General features: G+C 45.2%; 12 protein-coding genes and 1 other annotated feature (1 of these 13 only partly in view). All 12 genes read right to left on the minus strand.

All coding sequences use genetic code 11. The features are described 5' to 3' along the window. Positions 1 to 13: a sequence feature (ribosomal protein L20 leader region), on the minus strand; it reaches 111 nt to the left of the window's first position. Positions 14 to 87: 74 nt separating this feature from the next. Continuing rightward, complete coding sequence (gene thrS, locus MMY95_RS04070) at positions 88 to 2052, minus strand: threonine--tRNA ligase (RefSeq protein WP_033608604.1); 1965 nt, start codon at positions 2050 to 2052, stop codon at positions 88 to 90. Positions 2053 to 2384: 332 nt separating this feature from the next. Beyond that, positions 2385 to 3320 carry a primosomal protein DnaI gene (gene dnaI, locus MMY95_RS04075; RefSeq protein ID WP_003644286.1) on the minus strand — a complete coding sequence of 312 codons (936 nt, stop codon included), beginning with the start codon at positions 3318 to 3320 and terminating at the stop codon, positions 2385 to 2387. A 3-nt stretch (positions 3321 to 3323) separates the two neighbouring features. Next, positions 3324 to 4727 carry a DnaD domain protein gene (locus tag MMY95_RS04080; protein WP_003644285.1) on the minus strand — a complete coding sequence of 468 codons (1404 nt, stop codon included), beginning with the start codon at positions 4725 to 4727 and terminating at the stop codon, positions 3324 to 3326. Positions 4728 to 4748: 21 nt separating this feature from the next. Next, positions 4749 to 5264 carry a transcriptional regulator NrdR gene (gene nrdR, locus MMY95_RS04085; protein WP_003640274.1) on the minus strand — a complete coding sequence of 172 codons (516 nt, stop codon included), beginning with the start codon at positions 5262 to 5264 and terminating at the stop codon, positions 4749 to 4751. Between the two features lie 41 nt (positions 5265 to 5305). Continuing rightward, positions 5306 to 5899 (minus strand): dephospho-CoA kinase, encoded by a 594-nt coding sequence (coaE, locus tag MMY95_RS04090; RefSeq protein WP_011101452.1) that lies wholly within the window; start codon positions 5897 to 5899, stop codon positions 5306 to 5308. A gap of 9 nt (positions 5900 to 5908) precedes the next feature. Further along, positions 5909 to 6733, minus strand: coding sequence for a bifunctional DNA-formamidopyrimidine glycosylase/DNA-(apurinic or apyrimidinic site) lyase (gene mutM / locus MMY95_RS04095; RefSeq protein ID WP_003640272.1), 825 nt, complete (start codon positions 6731 to 6733; stop codon positions 5909 to 5911). Between the two features lie 11 nt (positions 6734 to 6744). Then, entirely contained in the window at positions 6745 to 9393 is a 2649-nt protein-coding gene (gene polA / locus MMY95_RS04100) for a DNA polymerase I (RefSeq protein WP_241277511.1), read from the minus strand. Between the two features lie 262 nt (positions 9394 to 9655). Beyond that, positions 9656 to 10372: a Bax inhibitor-1/YccA family protein gene (locus MMY95_RS04105; RefSeq protein WP_003640270.1), complete on the minus strand. Its 717-nt coding sequence runs from the start codon at positions 10370 to 10372 to the stop codon at positions 9656 to 9658. 255 nt (positions 10373 to 10627) lie between these two features. Next, positions 10628 to 10834, minus strand: a complete 207-nt coding sequence (locus MMY95_RS04110) for a helix-turn-helix transcriptional regulator (RefSeq protein WP_011101450.1) — start codon at positions 10832 to 10834, stop codon at positions 10628 to 10630. Between the two features lie 17 nt (positions 10835 to 10851). Then, the gene (locus tag MMY95_RS04115) at positions 10852 to 11421 is read right to left on the minus strand and encodes a DUF2975 domain-containing protein (RefSeq protein ID WP_241277512.1); all 570 of its coding nucleotides are present in this window, start codon (positions 11419 to 11421) and stop codon (positions 10852 to 10854) included. Positions 11422 to 11612: 191 nt separating this feature from the next. Then, positions 11613 to 12023, minus strand: a complete 411-nt coding sequence (locus tag MMY95_RS04120; RefSeq protein WP_187345450.1) for a hypothetical protein — start codon at positions 12021 to 12023, stop codon at positions 11613 to 11615. 14 nt (positions 12024 to 12037) lie between these two features. Then, the gene (locus MMY95_RS04125) at positions 12038 to 13003 is read right to left on the minus strand and encodes a hypothetical protein (protein WP_027822356.1); all 966 of its coding nucleotides are present in this window, start codon (positions 13001 to 13003) and stop codon (positions 12038 to 12040) included. Positions 13004 to 13252 lie beyond the last annotated feature (249 nt).

A 13252-nucleotide genomic window follows, 5' to 3' on the forward strand; every position in this document is an offset into this window, starting at 1 on the left:
TCTGCTTTTTTTCTCAACTCCAATATATTAACAAGAACCACGGCCCTTGTCAACCCATCAATCAATATTGATGCCATTGGCTGTTAATTATTTGCTTGCACCACGACTGTAATGCTTGATTTCTTGCGTGATGGCACCAATGAACATGTCAACGGCTTCGGATTCAGTCCGTTCTTCACCGTACTTCCGAACTGAAACACTCCCGTTAGCAACTTCTTGGTCACCGACAACTAACAAGTATGGAACCTTCTTCGTTTGTGATTCGCGAATCTTGTAACCCATCTTTTCGTTACGGTCATCGATACTTACCCGAACACCTTCAGCTGCCAAACGACGACGAACGGTTTCAGCGTAGGCACCGTGCGCACCATTGTTAACTGGGATGATTGTTACTTGCTTAGGTGCTAACCAGGTTGGGAAAGCACCCTTGTAAATTTCAGTTAAGTAAGCGACGAACCGTTCCATCGTTGAAACAAGACCACGGTGAATCATAACTGGACGATGTTCTTCACCATCAGCACCAACGTACTTCAAGTCAAAGCGTTCTGGTAACAAGAAGTCCAATTGGATAGTTGATAAGGTTTCTTCACCACCAAGGGCCGTCTTAGTTTGAACATCCAACTTAGGACCATAGAAAGCAGCTTCACCTTCAGCTTCGAAGTAATCCAAGCCCATATCATCCATAGCGGACTTCAACATCTTTTGACTGCGTTCCCACATAGCGTCATCATCGAAGTACTTTTCCTTGTTTTCAGGATCACGGTAGCTCAAACGGAACCGGTAATCAGAAATGTCAAAGTCTTCGTATACTTCAACCATCAAACTCAAGATTTTTTTGAATTCTTCTTCAATTTGATCCAACGCAACGAAGGTATGACCATCGTTCAAAGTCATTTCACGAACCCGTGATAATCCAGTTAAGGCGCCAGACTTTTCGTAACGGTGCATCATGCCGAGTTCAGCGATCCGCAATGGTAATTCACGGTATGAGCGAATGTGATGGTTGTAAATCTGGATATGTGATGGGCAGTTCATCGGCCGTAATTCCAATTGTTCGCCGTCACCCATGTCCATTGGTGGGAACATGTCCTCACGGTAGTGGTCCCAGTGACCAGATTGCTTGTAAACGTCCAAGTTAGCTAAAACTGGCGTGTATACATGTTGGTAGCCATTTGCAACTTCCTTGTCGATAATGTAACGTTCGATTTGGCGACGAATCGTTGCACCATTTGGCATCCAGTAAGGCAAGCCATTCCCGACCTTAGGATCAACGAAGAATAAGTCTAATTCGTTACCAATGACCCGGTGATCACGTTCGCGGGCTTCTTGACGCCGCTTGAGGTCAGCATCTAAGTCTTTTTGCTTTAAGAAGGCCGTCCCGTAAATCCGTTGTAACATTGGATTGCTGGACTTACCTTGCCAGTATGCACCGGCAACGGATAATAACTTGAAGACCTTGACTTTCCCCGTTGAAGCTAATTGGGCACCGTCAGATAAATCAACGAAGTCCCCTTGCTTGTAAACAACGACTTGATCATTGTTGGCGGCGGCACGTTCGTTAACTAAGTCTTGTTGGTAAGGGTTGTCACCAACTAAAGCTAAAGCGTCAGCCTTTGATAAGACTTCGCGTTCGATTGGTAAATCTTGTTTGATAATTGCAGCCATCTTATCACTGATGGCTTCCAAATCATCTTCACTGACTTGTTTACCGTCTTCGTCAGGATTGTCGGTATCAAAGAAGAAACCGTTGGCATTCCCTTCACCACTCCCAAAATGAATGTTAGGGAATAATTGTTTAACCGCGTTAGCTAATACTTGGGCAGCCGTTTGCCGTAAAACATTGAGGCCGTCTTCACTATCAGCAGCGATAATTTCGATACTACCATCGGTTGTCAGTGGTTGGCGATAGTCCACGATCTGATCGTTGAACTTACCAGCAACCGACCGTTTAGCCAATGAAGGACTAATTGACTTTGCAATTTCTTCCGTCGTTACGCCGGCATCAAATTGCTTTTCAGCACCATCTGGGAACTTAACATTAATACTTGCCATATACTTGACACTCTCCTTAAAATTTACCCACTCACCAAAACACCGCGCCGGGACGACAAAAAAGTCCCTAATGCCAGACTGAACTAGCATTAGGGACGTCATTGACGTGGTTCCACCCGATTTTTCAGTGTCATCAAAGACACTGACTCATTAGCGCTAATAACGGAAGCGTTCCGGCTCAATTGAGCATGTTCACAAAAGTGGTATCTTCGTAAACCCGGTCCAAGACTTCCAGAACAAGGTCTTGGTCTCTGCAATCCATGGTAAACAAAGCGTGTCTTTTGCATCTGTTTTCATTAAACCACTTTTAAACTAAAAGTCAACTCTTGATTTTAAGCATCGGGATTGAGTCGTCGATTACGACCGACCATCTCAATCTCACTCGCAAGGTAACGTACCCGTTGCATGATTCGCTGCGCTTTGACTGGTTCTTCATCACCCTTTTGTGAGAGCGTCAAATAACCATCTTGCAATTCTTGCATCGAAAAATTAGACGAGAAACAAGTTGGCAGTTCCTCCTGCATTCGATACTCCAGAATAACCCCGAGCACATCGTCCCGAATCCAAGTCGACGAAGCATCCGCACCGATATCATCAATCATGAGAATCGGTGCCCGTTTAATCGCATCGACCTTATCCGCCGACGTATTGTTACTAATTGAGCGCTTCATCTCGACCGCAAAACTCGGAAAATGAATCAAGGTCGTATTGAAACCCTTAGCTGCCAACGCGTTCGCCATCCCACCGAGTAAATAAGTTTTACCGACACCAAATGAGCCGTAGAGATATAAGCCCCGGTGAAAACGCTTGGGCGCTTGTGTATAGGCATCAATAAAATCAAGTGCTGCCATTAATGCTGTCGCCCGGTCACCATCTTGATCATACGTCTTTAAGTCCGCCGTCTGAATATTTTTCGGCATGCTGATTGATCGAACCCGCTGTTGCAATGCGTGAGCAGCTTGCTGTTCTTGCATTTGTGGTGTTGGCTGATAAGCAATGTCAATCAAGTGATTACTCATCACTAATGTCGGCTGATACCCAGGTGCTTGAGTTGGCTCGTGCCGCGCAATTTTACGTTTCTCTTCACAAAATTCATATAATTTAGCCGCTGAACGTTCTAGCGCATCCGAAGATAATTCGTTTTGATGAGCAGCTAAAAACTGGCGAACATCTGGATCTTGGTACACAGCTGTCATTAACGCCTCATACCGATGATTCAAGTTTTTCCGATTCATTAACGTCCGGAGTGTTTCTGAGATATTCTCCATGTTTTAGTCCTCCTTTTCCGAATTTGTCTCAAGCTTTGCTAGTCGATCAGCAAGCTGTTTGCGTTGGGCAGCAGTAATTTGTTTACCGGTCTGAGCTGGTTGCTTACCACTCTCAGTCTGTTGCTGTTGTTGGGCCCACTTTGGCATAATCTCCTTACGCGTCGGTCGATTGTTCTTGCGCCGTGTTGGTGTTGATTTCGGCTGTTTACGTTGCTTCAAATACATCAAAGCCGCTTCCGGCGTCGTAATGCCGTGTTGTTGCCAATCATTGGCGACTGTTTCTAGCAAATTACGATTAAGGGCAGCTAACTCCCGATTTTGCAATAAGTAGTAGATCACCATGTTGATGACGGCATTGGGTAATACCCCCCGACCAATTAAATCATGAACTAGTCGGTTCTCACCGCTCGTCACAAAACCATGTTTCTCCTGCTTCAAAGCTGATAAAAAGTCATACGGCGCTGTCTGCTTAGCATACGTCACGAGTTGCTGCTCAGCCGTTGAGAGCTGTGCTGAAGCCTTGTTATCCTTAGTGGTCGTCGTTGCAACCGTTGCTTCCGTAGCGACCTGCTGACTCGAAACTGCGGGCCGTTCATAGCGCCGCGCAATCAATAATTTCAATTGATTTTCATCAAACTGACCCGTTGTTAAACTAGCCACTTCACTGATTAACTTAGCCATCTCAATCTCACTGATGCCGTAGACCCGACTTTCCGTAATGATCAGTTGCCGTGAACTCGCAACCTGTTTGAGATCAACATAGTTCTGCTTTAAAATTTGCCCCAACAGTTGCCAGTCAAAGTCATCGTCACTGAGCACGGGCGAGTGATCCTCGGCCGGTTCATTGGCCGCCAATTGGGCGCGCACCTTTTGCACTGAAAGAGGTGGCGTCGTAACTTTTTGACTATCAACGTGAAACACATCTAAGATATTTGCCGTCACGTCTTTGGCAGCCGTCAAGTCAATCGGCTGTGCTGCAAAATCGCCAGCAAGTTGTTGATAACGTAACTCACCGACCGTATCTAACAATAGGACACTCAATAGATCATCCGCAAAGAATTGTAACGCCAGTAATGGTGCTTGTAATTGATAAATGTACATGGCACCCAATTCATCTTGTTGATAATAGCTGCGCAACAAGCCAGTTGCTTCAAGTTTACGCCGAGCCGCTAACACCGTCGGCAAGTCCACATTTAGGATGCCCAGCAGTTCCGCGTGACTGCGTCGATTGCTCAGCTCATTCTCGCTACTCTGTAAGCTACGTAACGCCGCGTACAAGCTATATGCCAATGGCCCCATCAGTGGCAAGTATAATTCCGCCAATACAGCTTGTTGCGCCGCACTGAGCGCTGGTGCTTGCGGGACCACTAACCCAGTTTTGGGTGTTAAGGGTTCATCATTTGGCATGTTGTTCACCATTCTTTTTCACTAATCTTTTTTTCGTTTAGGTGCGTGGGTCGTCTTCGCTGACGGTTTTGCCAGTTTGACCTTATCACGCTCCATCATATCTTGGAGTTCATTCAAGAAGACGTGCATATCCTTGAATTGCCGGTAAACACTGGCAAAACGAATGTACGAAATTTCGTCAATATCTGCCAATTGCTCCATGACATACTCGCCGATAACTTGGCTTGAAATTTCATTTTCGCCCAGTGACCGGACCTTATTTTCAACATCATCAACGACGCCCGTCATGGTTTCCATGCTAACGGGTCGTTTCTCGGCCGAGCGAATAATTCCGCGCAAGACTTTTTCACGATTGAATTCTTCGCGGGCACCATTTTTCTTAATGACTAATAATGGCGTGGCTTCGACCCGTTCAAATGTTGTGAACCGGAACCCACAGTTTTCGCATTCCCGGCGCCGTCGAATCACGCGACCATCATCAGTTGGTCGACTGTCAACCACGCGGGAGCCATTATGATGACAATGTGGACATTGCATAGACTTCTCACCCCTTGTAACAACTAACAATCAGTTTTTCTTTATTTAGTAATAGTTTTCAGCCATTTTAACACGGCTGCTTTAGTTTTATCAATGTTGGCCCCGTTATCAATGACAACGTCAGCCCTTGCGACCTTCTGTGCAAGTGGCATTTGGCTGTCAATTCGTGCCTGAGCCGCCTGTTGCGATAAGTGGTTACGCGCCATCAACCGCTGCAATACTACGGCGGGTGATGCCGTCACAACCAACACTTGATCACAAACATGTTGCCAGCCACTTTCAAATAACAACGGCACATCTAAAATAATTGCGTCGGGCTGTTGCTGGTTCGCCGCGACAATCGCTTCGAACATCGCGTACTGAATCGGTAACCGTGTAATTGCGGTTAAGGCTTGTAAAGCTTGAGCATCGTTAAAAACCAACTGGCCAAGCCATGGCCGATTCAGCCGCCCGTCTGCCAGCACTGCTTGCTGACCAAAGTGCGCCACAATCTTTTGGGTCGTCGGTTGGCCTGGCCCTTCAACCTGCCACGCAATTTTATCCGCATCAACGATTGGTAGCTTAGTTGCCAGCAGCTTAGAAACAGTCGACTTACCAGTGGCAATGCCACCAGTCAATCCAATCAACTTTGTCATCTTGATCACCTACAACCGTTGTTCTAACGGGCAAAAATGGGTCCCTCGCTGTGCCACTTTGATTTTCTCAATAATCGTGCCACACCGTTCGCAAGGTTCCCCTTCACGACCATAGACGTGTAAGTGATTTTGAAACTGACCGGCCTCACCAAATGCCGTTGAAAATGAATGAACAGTGGTGCCGTGACCTTTAATTGCCATCGCCATTTCATCAATAATGTTTTGGCGCAATGTTGCAATCTCATCAGTAGTTAGTGAATTAGCAGGCCGCATTGGATGAATCTTACTCATCCATAGCGTTTCGTCCGCATAAATGTTCCCAATACCCGCAATCTTACTTTGATCCAATAATAGTGGCTTGATCATCTTTTTCGACTTGCCAAAAGTGGCCGTCATATAAGCCAGTGTTAACTGTTCAGCAACGGGTTCCGGGCCAATTGTCCGCAATCCCGCCACCGTGTTTTCTTCACCGGTCGGCACGAGCGTCATTCGCCCGAACTTACGCGTATCGTTGTACAGCAAATCACGATCATCGGTCAGATGGAAGATCACGTGCGTGTGTTTACCTTGATCTTCACCACGCGGTACAACATTATACTTGCCTTCCATCCGCAAATGCGACACCATCGTCAGACCATTGCTAAAGCGAAACAATAAATACTTCCCCCGCCGATCAATGGTCTGGATCGTTTGGTTGGCTAAACGCTGTTTGAAACTATCGACATCATTATTAATAATTTTCGGCCAAAAAACCTCGATACTAGCAATCGTTGCCCCGCTAACCAGACGATTTAAGCCGCGACGAACAGTTTCAACTTCAGGTAATTCAGGCATGGTGGTTCCCCCTATTTTGCATCGTACCAAGTATCACCGTAGTGGCTCTCAACCTTTAACGGTACGGCTAACTGTACGGCGGAATCCATCACGCTTGGCACTAATTTTTCTAAAACTGGAATTTCTTCTTTTGGCGCTTCAAAAATCAATTCATCATGAACTTGTAACAGCATGGTTGCTTTCAAACCCGCAGCCTGTAACTTATCTTGCATCTTAATCATCGCAATCTTGATAATATCAGCCGCACTCCCTTGGATGGGGGTATTCATGGCTGTCCGTTCAGCGAATGAGCGTTGGTTGAAGCTCTTGGAATTAATATCTGGCAAGTACCGGCGTCGATGTGAAATGGTTTCCACATAACCTTGTTTTTTCGCCGTTTGGACAATTTCATCCATATACTTTTTGACACCCGGATATTCTTTGAAGTAAGCGTCAATAAAGCTGCGAGCCTGTTTACGCGTAATGCCGATATTTTGTGACAAGCCGTAATCACTAATTCCATAGACGATTCCAAAGTTAACCGCCTTGGCTTGCCGTCGAATATTTGGCGTCACCTCTTCAGCTGAGTTCAAATGAAAGATTCGCATGGCCGTTGCGGCATGAATATCATCACCCGCTTTAAAAGCGGCCTGCATATTTTCATCATCAGTAATATGCGCGAGAACCCGTAATTCGATTTGCGAATAATCAGACGAGAAAATCTGCCAACCTTCATGACTAGGAACAAAGGCTTGTCGAATCTTACGCCCTTCTTCCAAGCGCACCGGAATGTTTTGTAAGTTTGGATCAACGGACGACAACCGGCCGGTTTGGGTCAACGTTTGCAAGTAGCGCGTATGCACCTTTTGATCAGCAGAATGAATGGCATCTAACAAACCGACAACGTAGGTCGATTGAATCTTCGAGATCTGCCGATATTGTAAAATATTAGCGACGATTGGTGCTTCCGGTGCTAACTTTTCTAGAACGTCTACGGCGGTAGAATACCCTGTCTTGGTCTTCTTGATTACGGGTAATTTCATTTCTTCAAACAAGATGTGACCTAGTTGCTTAGGTGAATTAATATTGAACTCTTCACCGACTTCTTGATAAATCGTCTGTTCAATTTCACTCAACCGTTCTGTAAACTGACTGCCCATGGCTTTAAGTCGACTGCTGTCGACCGTAATGCCGGCGATTTCCATCTGAGCTAAGACATTAGCCATCGGTTTTTCGATATCATCGTAAAGTTGATCCTGCTCATTGGCTGCCAATTCCTTTAATAACTGTGGCTTCAAACTAGCGATTGCGGCCAATTTCCGGGCGAGATGACTAAAGAAGACGTCATCATCTTCAGGAATGGCACGCTTAACGCCCTTACCATAAACGGTCTCGTCACTCGGTAAGTCAGTGTACCCGTGTTGCTCAGCTAAACTTCCCAAATCGTTACTGTTATCATTTGTATCTAATAAGTATGAAACGAGTAAAAGATCAAAATCGACTTTACCTAGCTGAATACCCAAACGATTAAGCCCGACCGTCGTGCGTTTCATATCAAAAACGTCCTTGGTAATCGTTGTGCTACTCAAGAGATCAGCCACAGTCGGTTGCATTAATAATTCCACATCCCGACTGATGTACCAGTGATCATCCGCTCCGATGGCAAAGCCAGCAAAGGCCGACGTGTGGTAGTTCGGCGTTGGCATCTCCAAATAAAAGTCCACGTGATCGGTAAATTGTTGCAATTCCGTCAGGTTAGCTTTCGTCAAGACGGTATAATCAACGGGCGTTGCTGGTTCGTCCGACTGTAGGTGTAATTTCTTCAAAAATGATTGAAAGTCCATCTTCTGATAAAACGCGGCCAGCTGGTCAAGATCCGGGCCATCATAGGATAAATCAGCCAATTGAACATCAATCGGCGCATCCCGCTTGATTGTTGCTAGCACCTTAGCCTGCGCCGCTTGTTCGCGATCCTCAATCAGATGTTCCTTCATCTTGCTCTGCTTCATGGCATCGATGTTTTCATAAATGCCTTCCATCGTACCATACTGTTTGAGTAATTTAAGGGCGGTCTTCTCACCAACCTTGGTGACACCCGGATAGTTATCCGAGGTATCACCTGTCAACCCCTTCATGTCAATAATTTGTGCCGGTGTGATGCCCAGCTTTTCTTCAACGTGCGCCGGCGTATAGTGTTCCACTTCAGAAACACCTTTAACGGTCACGGCCACCGTGGTATGCTCGGTCGTCAACTGCGTCAAATCACGGTCACCAGTGACGACCGTCGTGGTGTAGCCGGTTTGATCCGCTTGACCGGCCAGTGTGCCAATAATGTCATCGGCTTCGTAGTCTTTTAATTCATAATGTTTGATACCATACGCGTCTAATAGCTGTTTGATATACGGCATTTGTTCAGAAAACTCACTAGGCGTCTTAGCCCGGCCGCCCTTGTAATTATCGTACATGGCTGTTCGAAACGTGGTCTTACCCGCATCAAAAGCCACTAACATATCCGTGGGTTCGACTGCCTTGATCATGTGGTCAAGCATTGTATTGAAGCCATAAATGGCGTTGGTATGCAGGCCGTCTGGATTTACGAACCGTTCCAGTTGACTATGCAACGCAAAGAACGCCCGAAATGCCACACTGTTACCATCAATCAGTAATAATTTTTTTGCCATTAGTTTGCTCCCCATCTCTTAATTTAAATCATCATTTTTATGAAAATCCGTCACTCAGACCATTAATACCACTCGATTGGCGGTCTGATTCGCAGCGCCTGTCAGTACAGGCTGAACGACTAATTATTTACCCTTATAATTGTACCAAACAATTAAGTAAAACGGGAGTTCGGTCCACCGAAAACCCGTGAAATAACCCATTTTCGGTAAATTAAAAGGATTATGACATCTTGGTCATAATCCTTAATAATTATCTTAATGATTAGTCGCGGCTTGAGCCACCGAAGATTTGGACGAAGTAGAGGAACAAGTTAACGAAGTCCAAGTATAATTGTAAGGCCCCAGTAACGGCCAAACCAGTCGATGAAACCTGGTCACCATATTGCAAATACATGTTGCGCATCCGGTTAGCGTCCCACATGGATAAGCCGGCGAAGATCAATACACCAATGTATGAAAAGATGTAACTAATCATGGCACTTTGTAAGAACATATTGACCAGTGAAGCGACAAACAACCCGATCAAGGCTGCAATCAAGTGCGTCCCAATACGTGAAATATCACGCTTAGTCGTCGTCCCAATCACCGCCATGGTCGCAAATACAGCTCCAGCTGCAACGAACGCACCGGTGATAACGGCACCCGTGTATAAGGACAAGGTCACTGACATTTCAACCCCAAAGATGATGGCAAAGAGCATCAGTAAGGTGAAGCTCATCGCTGGATTGCGTGTCGCGTTGACTTGAATCCCACCAATCATCACAAACATGCTGACAATGAAGATCATCAAGAAGATGAATGGGTGTTGTGAAAAGGCGGCATTAATTTGTGCTTGGAACGTGGTCATCGCTAAGTAAACGGTAAAGGCCGAAACTAACACGGCGATTGTCATAAACCCATACATTTTAGTTAGGAAACTACGGAGGCCAACTTGTGTGTTGATGGTCCGTGGTTGTGGGTCATTTTGAAAATTGTTCATAAAATCCCTCTTTCACCTAAAAATTGACTACTCGTTACTTTTTCCGAGTTAAGATTAAAAATTGAGTTTGTGCATCGTTACTAACGCAGACTGCGCTAGTAACAACACCACACTAGTTTGTCAATCATTTGCCTATGACTAGCCATCTCAATCAGTCACCTCAACTTTCTTAACTTAAGTCTATCAAATTAGTCAAAGAAGGTAAAATAGTTTGTGCCTGTGAATTTGATAAGAATTTCTTATGTCTGACAACCACTACTTATCAGCAACGTAACTAATAATGTCACCCGGCTGACAATCCAGGACGGCACAAATCTTTTCTAATGTACTGAATCGAATCGCCTTGGCCTTGCCAGTCTTTAAAATTGAAATATTGGTTGGCGTAATGCCGACTCGTTTAGCTAATTCACTGGTCGTCATGTTACGTTGTGCCATGACGACATTCAAGGTAATCCTGATCATTACGACAACCCTCCCTCTTAAATAGTTAAATCACTCTCAGTCTTCATGTTAACGGCGCGAGTGTAAATCATAGCAATTAAGGCAAAGATAATTAGGTCAACAAAAGCGCTCAGCAAGTTGTCCCATCCAAGGCCAAATTGACTAATCCGATATAGCCAACTAACCGTCAATTGGTTTGCACAAGCCATTAACAACGACGAGCCCAGTATCCATATCTGACCTTTTACGATTCGATTCATCTGTTGACTATTTTCAGTTGAAAAATAGTCTTGTTTCTGAATATGCCTGACAATCGCTGAAACTGCCTGAATAGTTATAAATACGCCAACTAGCATCAGAATATAACCAATAATCATTAACGTCGTATAAAGTCCTGACGGAAAACTAGCAATCGCGTTCGTACTCGCAACATGAGTCTTAATCGGCATCATAAAGTCATCACTGTGTAAAATATAATTTGTCGTTTCGCCCGAAAAATAATTAACGAGATATTCAATCGGGACAAAAATGCTAAACCAAATTAATATTGATGCAAACCACAAAATCACCCTCAACGTTCCCGTTCCCATCTTCATCATTCTTGACATAATTTACACCCCCGTATTCTTACCATTAAGATATCATATCGATAAACGATAATCAATATTTGATTACCAACGATTTTTATTTGTTTATTAAATATATCAAAAAATAGTTGTTCAATAATCAGCCCATTACGACTACCGAACAACTACGCTATTTTGCTATCACAATTTACAATTTTTTGCCAACCTTCGCGCTACACATACTGCCAGACTTCATCATCAAAGTGTCCTAGTCCATTGGCTTCCAAGGTCTTAAAATAGGCCAATAGTTCGATGGCCCCCGCCTTACTGGCATGGGCCACCGCATTCATGCCAGTGCCGGTCGGGACAACGTTGCTCATCTCAGTGATGTCGTACCCGTTTTCAATGGTCACTTGCGCGCACGTCACGGTCCAATGATTCAAGACGTTCGGAGCTAAGACTAAGAAGATATTGTAGTCATCTGACAGGTAGCCTGGCAACGCCCACGCGGTCTCATCGATTGGTTCTGGGTATAAGTTACCTTGCATGGCAAATTCCTGGATATTGTCTTTGGTCGGGACGACGTCGAGCATAAAGATCACTTTTTCAAACGCCTCGGTACCTAACTGTGCATCTACAGTCATCAGCAACTGCCTCCTCAACTAAAGTTTTCACGATAAAATTGGTATTTTTGTTTGATTTCTTGCAGGGGCGCGTCCATCACGTGCTCATAGCCATCCTGGTCCAACTTAAAATGCCGATTGACAATGGCGGCCAATCGAATGCGCAACCCCGGATTTTTAGCTAATAACGGCCGCAAGTCACTCGACATGATTTCAAAACGTTCTAGCTGATCGGGGACTAACACCTTCACAAACTCCTGATAAGTGTCGGCCAACACCTCGGCATAAATATGATCAGCATACTTTAATTCGACCGCTTCCAGCTTGTCATAATACGCTGTATTCGTCAGCCCCTTCTCGTTTTTGATCAGATGTTGTTCATCGTATTCATGGACCAGGTACGCGTCCCAATCGCGGTAAGCATACGTGGTCATCCGGACGACTAAGTGGCGGCCCGCCGCCGTGACGTTCTCTGGAACCAAGTCACCCTGTATATCGCGTAAATATGGCCGTACTAACAGACGGGTCACAAAATAATAGTACGTCCCCGCAATCAGTTCACGATCGCGGTCGGCATCGTATAGTTCGCCAGTACCTTCAAGTGCTGGTAGCCCAATCAGACTCAGACGAGTTTGATTGACGGCATAGATAATGTCTTCAAGTTCTTCAGTGATTTCGTCAGTTCGGCTGATGACCTGTAAGACCTGCGTGAATAACCGTACCAGCTGATTGCGCTCACTCTTTTGATTGTCATAAACACCGACTTGCCGCTCATATTTGCGCGTCTCACGCTCTAATTGTTCCTCCAGCGACGTCGTCATCCGTTCCACCTTCACCGGCAATACGAGCTGATCAAAAGCCTCCCGAGCCACCGTGCGTACCGCTGCTCGCAAAGTTGGCCGCATTTCAATAAAATCTGGAAATTCAAACACATTTTGAAAATCATAGTGCCCACTCGCGTCCATCCGCGCAGCGTTCAGCGTAAAGTTAAACTTAGCCATGACGAAACTCCTTTCACCATTCACTTCATTAAATTCAGCATAGCACCCCACCACTGCAAATCCTATTAGGGAAACACCCCAAAACGAATTGGCACATATCCCCTTGGAGTTGTATCTGTACGTTCTAAATTACCACTGATCATGCCTAAGATTTCGACAGTCAACCCGCAGCTTGACCAGGACAAATCGGCGCAACTAAAAAATGGCCTTTACCGCACCCATCCGTGCCGTAAAAACCATTTTTGCTTA

It is taken from the genome of Lactiplantibacillus sp. ME-2 (assembly GCF_022549155.1).
Lineage (GTDB): Bacteria > Bacillota > Bacilli > Lactobacillales > Lactobacillaceae > Lactiplantibacillus > Lactiplantibacillus plantarum.